Consider the following 15463-nt stretch of genomic DNA (forward strand, 5'->3'; position numbering starts at 1 on the left):
CCAGAAACCTAGCCGCCGCCGCTGACAGACGTCAATCAACCTGATCGACGCGATCAAATGTCCGGCGGGCCGTTCGGATCGCCCGTCGGCACGGTTCCGACCAGCCGTTTCGCGCCTAGGCTTCCAGGCGGCGGCGGTGCGGTCGCCAACCGCGCCACCGTCGCGTCGTCACCGGGAACTGCCCGGGGACCGCCGCTTTTCTCAGATGGGGGCTGCCGGATGACTGACGGACCCGGGCACACCACTACCTACGTGGACAGGGTGTTGGACCTCTTCGCCGAGTTCGGCGACCGGGAGGCGCTTGTCGGCGCCGATCGCCGACTCACCTACACCGAGGCCGCCGCGCTGGTCCGGGCGATGGCCGCGACGATGACCCGGCACGGCGTACGGCCCGGGTCGGCGGTGCTGGTGACAGTCGCTAACGCGGTGGAGGGTCCGCTGCTACAGCTCGCCCTGCATCTGCTCGGCTGCCGGACGATGTGGGTCGCCCCGGTGACCGCGCGCCGGGAGGTCGACGAGTTCATCCGGTTGGCCCGCCCGGACGCCCTGGTCTACGACGCCCGGGACCGGGCCAGTCTGGGCCCGGAGCTGGCCGCCGCGCTGCCCGGCACACCGGTGTGCTGTCTGGGCTCGGGCGGCACCGGGCCCGATCTCACGGCCGACGCCGACGCCGACGTGACGGGCCTGCCGGCGTCGGTGCCGGCGCCCGAGTCGTTCCTGCAGACCAGCGGCACTACCGGCAGCCCGAAGCTGGTGCACCACAGGGAGAGCTTCTACGCCCAGATCCTCGCCCTGGCCGCCGACTTCCGCGCCGCCGGGTTCCCGTTGCTGCGGCACCTGTCGCACTCGCCGATGTGGCTGGCCAGCGGGCAGATCACCACGCTGTTCAACCTGTTCACCGGCGGGGTGCTGTTCCTGCGCGACGACTGGGACCCGGTGGCCTTCGTGGACACCGTGCAACGGGAGCGGATCAACTCGACCTTCGTCACGCCGCCGATGCTCTACGAGGTGCTGGACCACCCGGCGCTGGCCGGCGCGGACTTCTCCGCCATGTTCATGTTCAACGTGGGCGCCGGGCCGGCCGCGCCCGCCCGACTGCGCCAGGCCATCGCCCGGTTCGGCCCGGTGCTGCGCATCGTGTACGGCCTCAGCGAGGCGGTCGTGATCACCGCGCTGCCCGGGCTGACCGACGATCCGGAGCACCCGGAACGGTTGCGCTCCTGCGGGAGGCCCTACGGCGACGTCCACATCGAGATCCGCGATGACGACGGCGCGGTGCTGCCGACGGGCCGCGACGGCGAGGTGTGGGTACGGACCCGACTGAGCTTCGCCGGCTACCACGGTCAGCCGGAGCTGACCGCGCAGACGCTCGTCGACGGGTGGGTGCGGACCCGCGACATCGGCCACCTCGACGACGACGGCTACCTCTACCTCGTCGACCGGGCACACGACATGATCGTCACGCATCGCCGGAACTGGGCGATCTTCTGCCGTCCCATCGAGGACGTGCTGGTCGGGCACCCCCAGGTACGGGCCGCCGCCGTCATCGGCGTACCGGACGAGACGGTCGGCGAGGTGCCGCACGCGTACGTGGTGCTCGGGCCGGGCGCGACGGTCACCGGGGCGGAGCTGATCGACCTGGTGACCGTCGAACTCAACGAGATGTGGGCACCGGCCGCTGTGGAGCTCCTCGACCGGCTGCCGGTGAACCGGTCGATGAAGGTGGACAAGCGGGCGCTGCGCGCGCGGTACGCGGCCCGTCGGGCGGCGGCGGTCGGGGCGTGACCCCCCGCCGGCAACTGGTCGTCCTGGTCAGCGCGGACCTGATCTCCAACCTGGGCACCCGCATCTCGGTGGTGACCATTCCGTGGCTGGTGCTGGTCACCACCGGCAGCCCCACCAAGATGGGACTGGTCGCGTTCGCCGAGACCCTGCCGTACCTGCTGTCCAGCGCGTTGGGCACACCCTGGGCGGACCGGATCGGCCTGCGCCGTACCTCGATCCTCTGCGACGCGGGCAGCGCGGTGGTGATGGTCGTCGTGGCGCTGACCCCGTGGTTGGGCTTCGTCCCGCTGGTGGCGCTCGTCGCGGTCGCCGGCGCGCTGCGGGGCATCGGGGACCGGGTGAAGCACGTGATGTTCCGGCCGGTCGCGGAGGCCGCCGGAGTGCCGCTGATCCGCCTGACCTCCGCGTACGACGGGCTCAGCCGGGTGGTGACACTGTTCGGCGCCGCGGTGGGCGGCCTGCTGATCGCCGTCTTCGGGGTGACCGAGGCGATCCTCATCGACGCGGCCAGCTTCGGGGTCTGCGCGCTGCTCATCGGCGTCCTGGTCCGTCCGCCGGCCGCCCCGACGCCACCCACCCAGCCGGAGAGTTACCTGCGCGCCCTGCGGGGTGGCTTCAGTTACCTGAGCCGGGACCGGCCGCTGCTCGGCATGCTCGGCGTGATCTCGGCGCTGAACATGGTGGCCAACGCCAGCGTGGCCGTCTACATCCCGGTCTGGGTCGCCCGGGAGCTTCCCGGCCCGAGCGGCCTCGGCCTGGTGTTGGCGGCGTTCTCGGCGGGCGCGCTGCTGGGCAACCTGGTGTTCACCGCGCTCGGGCCCCGGCTGCCCCGGCGGCTGACGTTCCTGATCGGCGCGCTGGTCGCCGGCACGCCCCGGTTGGTGGCGCTGGCGATCAGCGACGAGCTGCCGGTGGTGCTCGTGGTGACGTTCCTGTCCGGAATCGGCATCGCGGCGGTCAACCCGCTGCTCGGGGTGGCGCTCTACGAGCGGGTGCCGCCGGAGTTGCAGACCCGGGTGATCGGCATCGCCGGTTCGTTGGCGTTCGTCGGTCTGCCGGTCGGCGCGCTGCTCGGCGGCTGGTCGGTGGACGCGCTGGGATTCACCCCGGCCCTGCTGACCATGGCGGCGGCGTGCCTGGTGGTCACCGCGTACCCGCTGCTGAGCAGGGCCTCCGGCCCGGAGACACCGGTGCGGCCCACTCCCGCCACCACCCGGTAAACCCGTTGCGGGTCCGCCCCGGCTGCCGCAGGCTCGGGCCGATGAACGGACAGCCCACCTACGGCGTGCCGGTGACCGACACCGCCACGGCCGACCGGATCGACACGGCCCTGGTCCGCCGACTGGTGGCCGAGCAGTTTCCCCGGTGGGCGGAGCTGCCGATCCGCCCGGTCGAGGTCGGCGGTCTGGTTTCACGGCGACGTCTCGGACGGCAACCCTGGATGATCAGGACCCGGCCAAGGCCGAGTGGGCCGCCCGCGTCCTCGGCGAACTCCTCACCGAGCACCACGCGCACCGCTGAACCGTCACCGGTCGGCCGGGGCCCAGGTGGCGTGCTCGGTACGGCAGCGCGGGCAGCGCAGCCGCGTCCCGGCTGCCGCCCGGGGCACCCGCAGCCGCTGGCCGCAGCCGCAGGTCAGTACCGGCGCCGACGCGCGGAGGTACTCGTCCCGGTCCCGGCGCGGCCACCGGCCGTGACAGCGGGCGCACCACTTCGGCGGGTAGCTGTGGTAGTGGGCGAGGCCGAACGCCCCCGCGATCATCAGCGCGACGGGGACCAGCAGACCGAGCGGCGCGAGCAGCGCGGTCGGCACTCCGCCGAGGCCGTCGGAGACCAACTCGGCGACCACCGCGAGCACGGCCACCGGCACACCGAGCAGTGTGAACCCGAAACCCCAGGCGAAGGTCAGCAGGGACGGCAGGAACATCCACATGCCGCCCGGCGCCCAGCGGCGGACCCCGTACCCGCCGCAGCGCGGGCAGTTCGGCGAGGCGCGGTGCGGCACCGACCGCAGCGCCTTCGGCGCCAACCACTGCACCAGGAGCTTGAGGATCTCCTCGACCAGTTTCGTCGCGAGAGCCTGAAGAAACGAACCGAGCATCCGGTCACCTCCCTCGCCGACGGATTCCGCTGTCGGCCCACCGCCCATGGTGGGCGGTGGGTGCCAACATCCCGGCCCAGCGCGCCGATATCGTCGCGCCAACGACGCCGATCCGACAGCGCCCGCGCGTTGTTCGTCGGACGTTCGGTTGCTGGTCGCGTGGGCGTCGGCGACGGCTGACTAGCGTCTACGGTCGTCACCGCACCTGGAGGCCGCCGCGTATGACGTCGTCACCCACCCGCCGCCGCACCGGGGAGGTCGTCGCCGTGCGCCGGATCGGCGACAGCGCGCCGCACAGCGCGTTCACCGACCTCGTCCGGTACGCCGGAAGCTGGTTCTGCGCCTTCCGGGAGGCCCGCACCCACCTCAGCGACGACGGCGTGATCCGGGTACTGACGTCGGCCGACGGCCGGTCCTGGACCTCCGCGACGGTCATCGCGCAGCCCGGTGCCGACCTGCGTGACCCCCGCTTCGTGGCGCGCCCCGACGGGCGGCTGCAACTGCTCGCGGCGGCCGCCACCGGCGCGGCCAGCAAGACGTTCCAGACGGTGACCCGGCTCAGCACCGACGGGCATACCTGGGGTGATCCGACCCCGGTTGGCGAGCCGGGCGTCTGGGTGTGGCGGGCAGCCTGGCACGACGACGCGATGTACGGCGTCGGCTACGCCACCCGGGAGCCGAGGTTCGCCCGGCTCTACCGCAGCACGGACGGGGTGGACCTGCGGCAGTGGGTGCCGACGCTGTTCGCTGACGGGTACCCCAACGAGTCCGGTCTGGTCTTCGCGCCGGACGGTACCGCCCTGTGCCTGCTGCGGCGGGACGCGGCCACCGCGAGCGCGCAGCTCGGCCGGGCCGTGCCGCCGTACCGGGACTGGACCTGGACGGATCTGGGTGTCCAGGTGGGTGGGCCGGCGCTGCTCCGACTGCCCGACGGGCTGCTGTTGGCCGGGGTGCGCCTGCACGACGGCGAGGTCCGCACCGCGATCTGCGTCGTCGATGCGGACCGGGGCGAGCTGACCGAACTGGTCGCGCTGCCGTCCGGGGGCGACACCAGCTACCCCGGTCTGGTCTGGCACGACGACCTGCTGTGGGTGAGCTACTACTCGTCGCACGAGGGAAAGACCTGTGTCTATCTGGCCGAGGTCGGCCTGACCGGCTGAGCCTGGCCCGGCAGCCCAGCGGTCGGCTAGCGTGCCGGCATGCCATCGACGCTCACCGAATCGACGGACCCGTACTGTCTACGTCCCGGGGAGGCCACCGAGTTGCTGAACGGGCACCCGTGGCGGCGGTTCGTGGCGCTCGGCGACAGCGTCGTGGAGGGCATGTGTGAGCCGACACCGGGCTACCCGGACGTGCAGTGGGTCGACCGGGTCGCCGCCGAGCTGACCGCCGTGCGCCCCGAACTGGCGTACCGGAATCTGGGTCGACGCGGGCTGCGCGCGCACCAGGTGCGGGCCACCCAGCTTGCCCCGGCGCTGGCCTTCGCACCGGACCTGGCGCTTGTCGTCTGCGGCGGCAACGACGCCTTTCACAAGGCGTACGACGCGGAGGCGGTGGACGCCGAGCTGACCGCGATGATCGTCGCGCTGCGCGAGGTGGGCGCCGACGTGATCACAGTGGGCATGTTCGACGTCTCACACAGCCCGGCGGTGCCCGCGCACCTCCGGCCCGGCCTGGGCGAGAGGATGCGCCGCCTGTCGGCCCACACGGCGAACCTGGCCGAGCGACTGAACACGATCCACGTGCACCTGACCGACCATCCCCTGACGGCCGACCCCACCCTCTACAGCACCGACGGCCGCCACGGCAGCGCCCGCAGCGACGCCATAGCCACAGCCCAAACCCTGCGCACCCTCTCCCCCCACCGCACCCCCCAACCCCGATCCCACCCGCGTTGATCATGAAGTTGTTGCCACGACACGCCGCCGCGGAGGGCAATAACTTCATGATCACCGGAGAACGAGGGGGTGGGCTGGGGTTCCCGGGGCCGATCTTCAGTCGCTCAGGAGGATTCCGGTCAGGAGGACGCCGTGGGCCAGGTTGAGGATGCCGTCGCAGCCGGGGTAGCCGACCCGGGCCAGGCCGCCGGAGGCGTGCCGGCCGAACAGGTACGGGGCCAGGGAGTACGGGACGTCGGCGGTGACCGTCTCACCCGTCTCGATCTGGACGAAGTCCATCGACACCCGGTCGGTCGGCAGGTACTCCTGAAGGATGGCGCCTCCCTGCTCGACTGCGGCCCGCACGCCGTCGGCCCAGTCCGCAGCGCTCAACTCCGGGCCGAGCAGGACACCGTGCCCGGCCGAACCGTCGGCCGGCTTCGCCACCAGCGTGGCCTGCTCGGCGATGGCCCGGTCGAGCACCGCGGCGGTCAACGGCACCGTGTACGGCACGTGCCGGCGGATCAGTGCCTGGTCGTCGGCGGGCAGCCCGTCCACGTCCTCCCACAGCCAACCGAACGTGGTCTTGTTGCCGAGCAGCCAGGCCGCCGCAGACACGAACATCGGTAGGGTGCCGGCGGCGAGGGCTACTGCCACCGCGTCCAGACCGGCGGTCGGGGTGACCCGGTTGGGCACGAACAGCCGGAACAGCGCGTCGACAGGTGCGCCGTCGACGACCAGACGGTTGTCGGCGTCCAGTGTGGCGGTGGCGACCGGGGCGATGACCAGGTCGATGCCGAAGTCCCGGGCCCGTACGGCGAGGGGGTCGAGGATCCGGATGAACGTCTGCGGGTCGTCGAGGCCCGGGTAGTCGCCGTCGAAGTCCATCAACAGCGCCACCCGAGCGCCCTCGGGCAGCCGCAGCTCCTCACGGATCGCCACGAACCGCTGGTCCAGCAGCGACGGCGCGGCCCGCACCGGCAGGTCGTCGAGGATGCCGTGCTCCCGGTAGAGGCCCTCGTACCGCTGGATGACGGTGTCCGCGTCGAACCCGCCACCGAGGCTGCTGTCGATGTTGTACTCGACGAACTTCGGCACGCCGGCGGAGAAGATGACGTCCGGGCGGTACGCGGCCAGCAGCGCCTCGGTCAGCGGCTCGGCCTCGTCCAGCAGCCGGGTCTCCCCCGCCGGTACGCCGAGCAGCCGGCGCAGCTCACCGGCGGTGTCGGCCCGACGGCGGCAGGCGTCGAGGATGAGCTGGGCCAGCCGGTCGCAGACCTCGTTGAGCTGCCGCCAGGCATCGGCGGTGAGCACCGGGGGCCGGGCCAACCGCCACTGCTTGTTGTACGTCGCCCGACCGTGGAAGACCTGCTCCCAGGCCGCCGCCCCGCTTGCCACCATGGCTCGACGGGCCGGCTCCGGCAGGTCGCTCCAGGCCCGGTCGGCCGCCGGCCACGGGTAGTTCGGATCAGTCATGAGCCGTCCTTCATCGTGAGGTGGATCGCGGTGGCGAGCTGGTCGCGGCCGGGCTGGACGGCCCGGTCCAGTGCCGGGGCGAACGGCAGCACCGCCCCGTCCGGGCGGGTGACCCGGCGCGGCGGGGCGAGCAGCCGGACCCGCTCCACCACCGAGGTGATGATCTCGGCGGCCATGCCGCAGGAACGGTTGCCGTCGTCGAACACCACGAGGCGTCCGGTGCGGGCCACCGACTCGGTGAGACCGTCGATGTCGAACGGGTACAGGGTGCGCGGGTCGAACACCTCCACCGAGACCTGCTCGGCGAGCTCCTCGGCGACGGCCAGCGCGTCGTGCACCAGGTGCCCGATCGCGACCACTGTCACGTCGTCGCCGAAACGGTGGATCCGCCCCCGGCCCAGCGGCACCGGCGTCAGGTCGTCGACGTCGTCACGCACGTCCATCGCGCCGGCCGGGGCGAACACCACCACCGGGTCGTCGTGGCGGATCGCGGTGACCAGCAGCCCGTACGCGTCGGCCGGGGTGGCCGGCACGACGGTGACCACGCCGACGTGGGCGAAGAGGCTGTACGGGTGGTCGGAGTGCTGCCCGGCCCACCCGGTACGCGAGCCGGACCCGGGCACCAGGTAGGTGACGGGGACACGGCACTGCCCGCCGGTCATCAACGGGAACTTGTGCGCGTGGTTGACGATCTGTTCGAAGACCAGGAACAGCAGCGACGGGATCTGGAACTCGATCACCGGGCGCAGCCCGGCCAGCGCCGCCCCGGTGGCGAAGCTGGTGAACGCCTGCTCCGACAGAGGAGTGTCGCGGACCCGTTCGGTGCCGAACCGCTTGGCCAGCCCGGTGGTCACCAGCGACGCCCCGACCTGGACGTCCTCGCCGAGCAGGAACACCGCCTCGTCGCGGGCCAACTCATCGCCGAGGGCCCTCGTCAGCGCCCGGCGGTACGACAGTCGGGGCACCTCAGCCACCTCCGGTGCGGGCGGTCAGGCCGCTGGCGTACAGGTAGGTCAACGCGTCGGCCGGGTCGGGTCGCGGGCTGTTCAGGGCGAACCGCACCGCCGCGTCGAGGGTCGCCTCGACCTCGGCGTCCACGGCGGCGCGGTCGGTGTCGGTGAGGCGTTCACCCTGGATGCGCACCGGGTCCCGGGCCCGACCACGGGTCACCTCGTCGGGTGGCCGGTAGTCGAGGCGTACCGCGTGTTCGAAGGTGTGGTGCACGTCGAAGCGGTAGGTCCGGGCCTCGATCAGCTCGGGGCCGCCGCCGGCGCGCATCCGGTCGACGGCGGCGCACGCGGCGACGCGTACCGTCTCGGGGTCCTGGCCGTCGACCTGGACGGCCGGGATGTCGAACGCGGCGGCCCGGCCGGCGATGCTGCCGGCCACCGCGCCGGCCACCGGCATGGTGGTCGCGTAACCGTTGTTCTCGCAGACGAACAGCACCGGCACCCGCCAGAGCGCGGCCAGGTTCAACGCCTCCAGCAGCATCCCCTCGTTGACCGCGCCGTCGCCGAAGAAGCTCACCCCGACGGTGTCGCGGCCCCGGCGGCGGTGGGCCCAGACCGCACCCGTGATGATCGCCCCCGAGGCGCCGACGATCGCGTTGGCCCCGAGCACGCCGATGCTCAGGTCGGCGGCGTGCATCGAACCGCCCCGGCCGGCGTTGAGGCCGGTGACCCGGCCGCACAGCTCGGCGAGCATCCGGGCCGGGTCGGCCCCGCGGGCCAGGACGTGCCCGTGCCCACGGTGGGTGCCGGCGAGCACGTCGTCGGCGCCCAGCGCGGCGCAGACGCCGGCGGCGATCCCCTCCTGACCGAGGTACGGGTGGATGCCGCCGACGATCTGCCCGCCGTGGACCATCTCCACCGCCCGTTCCTCGAACCGGCGGATCAGCCGGACCGTGCGGTAGAGCCGGACCGGGTCGGCGTCGGTCACACGGGCCCCTTGATGGCGGCCAGGATGTCGTCCCAGAGCCTTGCCCGCGCGGCGAGGGCGGTGTTGACGGTGTCGGCGCACTCCTGCCACTTGGTGTCGTCGTCGCCGCACAGGTCGGCGAGCATCTGCATGGCCATCGGGGTGTGCTGTTCGCCGTCGACCTCGATGTGCCGCTCCAGGTAGTCGACGAAGGTGTGCAGCCGGTTGCTGACCTCGTTGACCGAGACGACCTGGGTGAACATGTCCGGGATCAGGTCCTCCCGGCCGAACGCGAACGCCGCCGCCTGGCAGTGCACCGGTGTGGACTCGATGATCTGCCAGGTGGTCGCGGCGAACCTCGCCGACGCAGCCGGCACCCCGGCCTCGGCGAGCGCCTCGGTGACCGGTCGGCCGGCGCGCAGCAGGTCGATGAGCGCGTTCACCGCCGTGGTGTCCGCGCCGGCCTCGGCCATGCCCCGCACGTACAGCTCGAAGTGGCTGATGTAGCCACCGCCCAGCTCGTCGCTCTCCTCGACCATGACGATGTCGTTGATGAGGCGGCGGCTGCCGGTCGGGCCGGTCGGGATCCACGGCACCGTGACACAGGTCAGTTGCCGTTGCAGCGACTTCAGCAGGGACATGAAGTCCCAGACCGCGAAGACGTGGTGCTGCATGAAGGTGACCAGCGCGTCGTGGGTGTCGAGGTTGGCGTAGAGAGGGTGCTTGACCACGGCGTCGCGCCGGTCGGTCACCGCCCGCTCCAACCGCTCGATGCCCGGGTGCGTCTTACCCCAGTCGTACCGTGACATGTCAGCCTCCCTGCTGGGCGCGGTGGCGCCAGATGACCGGGCAGTAATCGGGGTCCGCGTAGTCCGGCCGCCCGTCGTGGGTGCGGCGGACCAGCACGTCGTGGTTGTACGAGGCGAATGTGCCGTCGGAGAGCGGATACTCCCGCCAGGCGTTGTCGCCGTCCTGCAGGTGCAGCGAGATCGCCTGGCGGGGGCGACCGCTGACGTTGGGGCCACTGCCGTGGTAGGTGCGGCAGTGGTGGAAACTCACGTGTCCCTTGGGGATCACCATCGGGATCTTGCGGATCTCCGCGCCGTTGTACGCGGCGTTCTCGGCCAGCATCTCCTCCAGCTGGCTGCGGTCCCGGTCGGCGAAGTGCCGCACCACAGTGTCGTCCGCGCCGATCTCCTTCCACCGGTGCGAACCGTCGACCATCGTGATGGTGCCCATCTCCTCCCCGCAGTCGTGGAAGGGGATGAACGCGGTCAGCATCTTCTCCGACGACGAGGACGCCCAGTAGTGCTTGTCGAAGTGCCAGGGCACGATGTTGCTCGGCTCGCCGGAGATCGGCGGCTTGTAGATCAGCGTGGACTGGAAGACCCGGATCTCGTCGGCTCGGGCGAGCCGGGCGGCGACCGCGCCGAGCAGCGGTTTGCGCAGAATCGCGCCGAGCCCGTCGTGCTCGTGGTGGACGTAGTCGTTGTGCCGCTGCACCGGGCCCAAGGACTGCTCCCAGTAGGCCAGCTTCGGTGGGCGTACCGGCAGCCGCCGGTCCCGCTCCCCGTCGTAGTAGCGCTGCGTGGCGGCGGCGAGGGCGTCCACCTCGTCGTCGGTGAACACCTTCTTCGACAGGTACCAGCCGTGCTCGGCGTAGTGCCGCACGTCGTCGTCGGACGGCAGCAGCGCCTGCTCCTCGGCGGTCAACGTCGGCTCGTACTCCGTCGCGGTCATGCCCCCACCCCCTGTGGTGTGGCCACCGCAGTGGCCAGTTCCCGCTCCTTGGCCTCGTAGAGGGCCTTGATGTTGCCGCTGCCGAAGCCGCGCGCGCCGCGTCGCTCGATCAGCTCCAGGAACAGCGTGCGACGCACGTGCATCGACTCGGCGAAGATCTGCAGCAGCTGGCCGTCGTGGTCGGAGTCGACGAGCACACCCAGCTCGCGCAGCCGGTGCAGTGGGGCGTCGATCCGACCGACCCGCGCCTCCAGGGCGTCGTAGTAGCTGGCGGGGGTGCCGGCGAAGCGCACCCCGCGCCGGCTCAGCGCCTCGACCGCGCCGACGATGTCGTCGGTGCGCAGCCCCAGGTGCTGCACTCCCCCACCGGCGTGTTGGTCGAGGAACGCGTCGATCTGCCCGGGTCGCCGGTTGCGGTCCGGTTCGAGCAGCACCACAGTGACCCGCCCGGACGGGCTCTGCACCACCTTGGAGTTCATGCCCTGTCCGTCGACCTCGATGTGCTCCTCGAAGATCTGCGCGAAGTCGAACAGCGCCTCGAAGTGCCGGACCGTCTCGTCGAGCTGGCCGGGCGGCACGCAGACCGCCAGGTGGTCGATCTCGGCGAGCACCGGCGGGTGGCCGTCCGTCGTGGACGCCGCCACGGTGATGGCGCCGGGCAGGAACTCGCTCCCCTCGCCCCGGCGCTGCACCAGCCGGTGCCGCACGTCGGCGAAGCCGTCCACCTCGGCGGTCACCACCTCGGCGTCCGCGCCGGTGCGGGTGGTCGGCGGCGTCACCCCTGTCGCGCCCCGACCCACCAGCTCGGCGTACGCGGCCGGCACGTCGTCGACCTCGACGGCGACGACCCCGATGCCGTCACCGTGGCGTTGCACGTACCGCGACGCCGGATGCTCGGCGCTCAGCCCGGAGGTGAGCAGCAACCGGATGTCGCCGTGGCAGAGCAGCAGTGAGCGCTGCCCCGCCAGCCCGGTCTCCGGACCACCCTGGCCACAGATCTCGAAGCCGACGGCGGTGCTGAAGTAGAAGGCCGCCTGTCGGGCGTCCCCCACGTAGAGTTCGATGTGGTCGATACCACGGATGTCCATGTCGCCTGAAACCCTTCCCACCCGATTCCCCCTGTGTTGCCGTCCGGGCACACCCCGCCCGGGATGCCGCCTCGATCACCCCCTCGGCTCGGCGACGCGCGCCAGCAGCAGGCTCACGTTCTGGCCGCCGAACCCGAACGAGTTGGTGACGGCGTACTCCAGGTCTGTCTTGCGGGCCGTGCCACGGATGTGGTCCGCCGGGCAGGCCGGATCCGGATCGTCGAGGTGGTACGTCGGCGGCAGCAGGCCCCGACCGAGCGCCAACGCGGTGACCGCCGCCTCCAGCGCCCCGGAGGCACCGAGCAGGTGACCGGTGAGCGCCTTGGTGGAGCTGACCGGCACACCGCCGACGCCGAAGACGTCGGCCAGCGCCGTGGTCTCCGCGATGTCACCGAGCTTCGTGCCGGTGCCGTGCGCGTTGACGTATCCGACCGCCGCCGCCGGCACACCGGCGCTGCGCAGCGCCCGGCGGATGCACGCCGCCGCGCCGGCGCCGTCCGGGCGGGGGGCGGTCGGGTGGTACGCGTCCGTCGTCGCGCCGTGCCCGGCCACCTCGGCGTACCCGGCGACGCCGCGGGCTGCGGCGTGCTCGGCGCGTTCGAGCACCAGCAGCGCGGCGCCCTCGGACAGGACGAACCCGCTGCGGGAGGTGTCGAACGGCCGACTCGCCCGGCCCGGGTCGGTGCCGGCGCGCGCCAACGCCCGCGCGTTGCCGAAGGTGTCGGCGAAGGTCGGGAAGAGCGGTGCCTCGCTGGCCCCGCAGAGCACCACGTCGACCTCGCCGGTCGCGATGAGCCGCACCCCGTCGGCGACCGCCTGGGCGCCGGAGGCGCAGGCCGTGCCGACCGACGAGCTGTAGCCACGGATGCCGTGCGCGATGGCGATCCGCGCCGCCGGCATGTTCGGCAGGATCCCGGTGAGCAGGTACGGGCTGACCGCCGCCCGGCCCCGGGCCGCCCGGGCCAGCACCTGCGACTCCAGGGTGGCCATCCCGCCGACCCCACCGACGATCACACCGATCCGGTCGGGGTCGACGTCGCGGCCCACCTCGATGCCGGCGTCGGTGAGAGCGTCGGCGGCGGCGAGCAGGGCGAGGACGACGATCCGGTCCAGCACCCGGGTCTCCGGCCCGGACGCGACGGTACGTGGGTCGATGTCGGGCAGCAGGCCGGCGACGTCCAGCGACGCGCTCGCCGGGTGCCCCTCGGGCGGGCGGGTCAGCCCGGACCGGCCCGTGGTCAGCGCGTCGAAGGTTTCCTCGACGCCCCGACCGACCGGTGTGAACAGACCCATCCCCGTGATCAACGCGGTCATGAGCGTGCCTCGGTGAGGTAGCGCTCGCGCAGGACCACCTTGCGGACCTTGCCGGTCACGGTGACCGGAATGTCGGCGGAGCGCACCGGCACGACCCGGCGCAGTGTGGCGCCGACGTCCGTGCCGAGGGCGGCGCGGACCCGCTCGGTGCGGTCCTCGGCCTCGTCGGCGCCGGCGGCCAACTCCAGCAGCACGTCGGTGACGACCGCTCCGGCCTCGGCGACGATCACCACGGTGCAGTCGGTGACGTCCGGGCACGCCGCGAGGATGCGCTCCTCGGACAGCGCGGTGAAGAACCGCCGCCCGTCACCGGCGTCTACCGAGTCCACCGCCCGGTCCAGGTGGTAGTAGCGCCCGTCGGTGTCGGCGCGCACCAGGTCACCGGTGAGGTACCAGCCGCGCTGGCGGAAGCGGTAGGTGGTGACCGAGTCGTTCCAGTAGCCCCGGAACAGCGACGGTGAGTCGATGCCCAGGAAACCCACCTCGCCGACCGGCACCGGCTCACCGTCGGCGTCGAGCACCGCCACCTTCGCGAACCGGTACGGGCGGCCGATGCAGCGGCCGTACCGGTCGGTGTCGGCGCGGTGGGTGATGTGGAACATCGAGTGCCCCATCTCGCTGGAGCCCAACCCGTCGATGAAGACCGAGCCGGGCACCTTCGCCACGCCGTCGCGGGTGATGGTGTCGCGCCAACCGACCGCGACCAGCCGGCGGATGTGCGGCTCGTGCGAGGCGTCGCCGGTGTTGAACCACAGCCGCACCGAGTCCAGGTCGTACCCGGACAGGTCGAAGCGGGCCAGCTCCGCCCAGGTGACCGAGAAACCGAACACCCCGTCGGGGCGCCAGCGTTGGATGGCGTCCAGCACCTGCTCGCCGCCCTGCTCGGAGAGCAGGAACATCTGCGCGCGGTTGCCCAGCGCCTGATTGACCATCAGCACCGTCGCGGTGTGCGGTGCGGGCAGCGCGTTGAGGATCCGGGTGGTGCCCTGCGCCTGCGGCATGGTGAGCAGGTGTCGGGTGGCCGCGAAGAGGCTGGCGTGCGAGTGCAGCACCGCCTTGGGCACCCCGGTCGTCCCGGAGGTGTGGGTGATCACGATCGGGTCGTCCGGGTGGTGCCGGTAGTGCGCCGGGGCCGCGGCCGGGTCACCCGTGCCGGCCTGCGCGGGAGTGCCGAGCAGGGGTACGCCGAGGTCGTGCCCGGCCAGCATTGCGGTGTGCGCGTCGTCGGCCAGCACACCGACGCCCCGCAGGCGGCGGATGTACTCGGCGGCGATTTCCGGGCGGAGTTTGCCGTTCATCAGCGCCGGGATCGCCCCGAGCCGGGCCAGTGCCAGGAAGCTGAGCACCATGTCGGCGGCGGCGGTGGCCCAGACGGCAACCGGGTCGCGGGGGCGTACTCCTTGTTCGTGCAGCCAGGCGGCGCGGGCGGCGACCCGCTCGTCGAGCCGGCCCAGCGTCAGCGGCGTCTCGGCGGGGTGCCCGTCGACGGCGGTGTCGAAGGTCAGGCCGGGCCCGTCCGGGTCGGCGCCGTGCGCCAGCACCCGGGCAAGGACGTTGCCCGCGCCCAGTTCGGTGTCGGCGGCCAGTGCGCCGCGCAGTCCCCGTGTCCTCATGGTCGTGCTCCTCCCCCCAGCAGCACCGCGACCGCCTCGGTCGGCCCGTCGGGTGCCTGTTCGATCAGGATCAGCAACACCTCGTCGGCGTCGCCGTCGTCGCGCAGCAGGTCGGCCTCGACGACACCCTCGGTGTACGGGTCGCCGGTCGGGCTGAGGCAGACCACCGGTCCTCGCAGGTTCCAGCGGGCCGCGAGGTGCCCGGCGACGCTGTTGGGCACGGACTGGAAGAAGAACAGCGGGCCGATCCGCCCGCCGGCCTCGACGGTGGCCCGTACGTGCCGAGCGCTGGCGAGATCACCGCTGGCGCTGACCAGCACGATTCCCGTCCGCACCCCGGCGGGCACTCCCGCCGACCCGTACCCCCGCCGCAGACACCGTTCCGCGACGGCCACCACCACCGGCGCGAAGTCCGAGTGCACGAACCCCGGCACCCCCGCCACGGTGGCCCCGACGTCCCCGCCCTCGGGCCAGAGAGCCCGAGCCCTCTCCCCGACCCTCTCCCCCGGCGATCTTGCGGTTTCGGTCGTCGCTTCGCGTGTTTGGTCGGAT

Annotated in this window: 14 protein-coding genes; 4 read left to right on the forward strand and 10 right to left on the reverse strand. The window is 72.4% G+C overall.

The genetic code is table 11. From position 1 onward, the window contains the following. Positions 1-219 precede the first annotated feature (219 nt). Positions 220-1785 (forward strand): AMP-binding protein, encoded by a 1566-nt coding sequence (locus ACFYPG_RS30895; RefSeq protein ID WP_387354739.1) that lies wholly within the window; start codon positions 220-222, stop codon positions 1783-1785. Further along, a complete protein-coding gene (locus ACFYPG_RS30900; RefSeq protein WP_387354741.1) occupies positions 1782-3005 on the forward strand; it encodes an MFS transporter in 1224 nt (407 codons plus the stop codon). Before ACFYPG_RS30895 ends, ACFYPG_RS30900 begins: the two co-directional genes overlap by 4 nt. 305 nt (positions 3006-3310) lie before the next feature. Here the strand turns inward: ACFYPG_RS30900 and ACFYPG_RS30905 are convergent, their stop codons facing one another. Continuing rightward, positions 3311-3886 carry a hypothetical protein gene (locus tag ACFYPG_RS30905; protein WP_387354742.1) on the reverse strand — a complete coding sequence of 192 codons (576 nt, stop codon included), beginning with the start codon at positions 3884-3886 and terminating at the stop codon, positions 3311-3313. A 221-nt stretch (positions 3887-4107) separates the two neighbouring features. On the opposite strand from ACFYPG_RS30905, the gene ACFYPG_RS30910 reads away from it, so the two are divergent. Further along, the gene (locus tag ACFYPG_RS30910; protein WP_355008008.1) at positions 4108-5046 is read left to right on the forward strand and encodes a sialidase family protein; all 939 of its coding nucleotides are present in this window, start codon (positions 4108-4110) and stop codon (positions 5044-5046) included. A gap of 39 nt (positions 5047-5085) precedes the next feature. After that, positions 5086-5784, forward strand: coding sequence for an SGNH/GDSL hydrolase family protein (locus ACFYPG_RS30915; RefSeq protein WP_355008007.1), 699 nt, complete (start codon positions 5086-5088; stop codon positions 5782-5784). Between the two features lie 96 nt (positions 5785-5880). On the opposite strand, the gene ACFYPG_RS30920 is transcribed toward ACFYPG_RS30915, so the two are convergent. From ACFYPG_RS30920 to ACFYPG_RS30960, 9 genes are all read right to left on the reverse strand, one after another. Further along, a complete protein-coding gene (locus ACFYPG_RS30920; protein ID WP_387354745.1) occupies positions 5881-7239 on the reverse strand; it encodes a hypothetical protein in 1359 nt (452 codons plus the stop codon). After that, positions 7236-8204, reverse strand: coding sequence for a transketolase C-terminal domain-containing protein (locus ACFYPG_RS30925; protein ID WP_355008005.1), 969 nt, complete (start codon positions 8202-8204; stop codon positions 7236-7238). Before ACFYPG_RS30925 ends, ACFYPG_RS30920 begins: the two co-directional genes overlap by 4 nt. Position 8205: 1 nt before the next feature. Beyond that, positions 8206-9177 (reverse strand): thiamine pyrophosphate-dependent dehydrogenase E1 component subunit alpha, encoded by a 972-nt coding sequence (locus ACFYPG_RS30930; protein WP_387354747.1) that lies wholly within the window; start codon positions 9175-9177, stop codon positions 8206-8208. Further along, positions 9174-9965, reverse strand: a complete 792-nt coding sequence (locus tag ACFYPG_RS30935) for a DUF3050 domain-containing protein (RefSeq protein WP_355008003.1) — start codon at positions 9963-9965, stop codon at positions 9174-9176. The genes ACFYPG_RS30930 and ACFYPG_RS30935 overlap by 4 nt, the downstream gene beginning before the upstream one ends. A gap of 1 nt (position 9966) precedes the next feature. Next, positions 9967-10896: a phytanoyl-CoA dioxygenase family protein gene (locus ACFYPG_RS30940; RefSeq protein ID WP_387354749.1), complete on the reverse strand. Its 930-nt coding sequence runs from the start codon at positions 10894-10896 to the stop codon at positions 9967-9969. Further along, positions 10893-11984 carry a 4-hydroxyphenylpyruvate dioxygenase gene (gene hppD / locus ACFYPG_RS30945; RefSeq protein WP_387354751.1) on the reverse strand — a complete coding sequence of 364 codons (1092 nt, stop codon included), beginning with the start codon at positions 11982-11984 and terminating at the stop codon, positions 10893-10895. The genes ACFYPG_RS30940 and hppD overlap by 4 nt, the downstream gene beginning before the upstream one ends. 75 nt (positions 11985-12059) lie before the next feature. Beyond that, on the reverse strand, positions 12060-13298 hold the full coding sequence (locus ACFYPG_RS30950; protein WP_355008000.1) for a beta-ketoacyl-[acyl-carrier-protein] synthase family protein: 1239 nt from the start codon (positions 13296-13298) through the stop codon (positions 12060-12062). Beyond that, positions 13295-14911: a class I adenylate-forming enzyme family protein gene (locus ACFYPG_RS30955; protein WP_387354754.1), complete on the reverse strand. Its 1617-nt coding sequence runs from the start codon at positions 14909-14911 to the stop codon at positions 13295-13297. Before ACFYPG_RS30955 ends, ACFYPG_RS30950 begins: the two co-directional genes overlap by 4 nt. Further along, positions 14908-15354: a beta-ketoacyl synthase chain length factor gene (locus ACFYPG_RS30960; protein WP_387354756.1), complete on the reverse strand. Its 447-nt coding sequence runs from the start codon at positions 15352-15354 to the stop codon at positions 14908-14910. Before ACFYPG_RS30960 ends, ACFYPG_RS30955 begins: the two co-directional genes overlap by 4 nt. Between the last annotated feature and the right edge of the window lie 109 nt (positions 15355-15463).

The organism is Micromonospora sp. NPDC005553 (assembly GCF_042871765.1).
Classification (GTDB): Bacteria; Actinomycetota; Actinomycetes; order Mycobacteriales; family Micromonosporaceae; genus Micromonospora.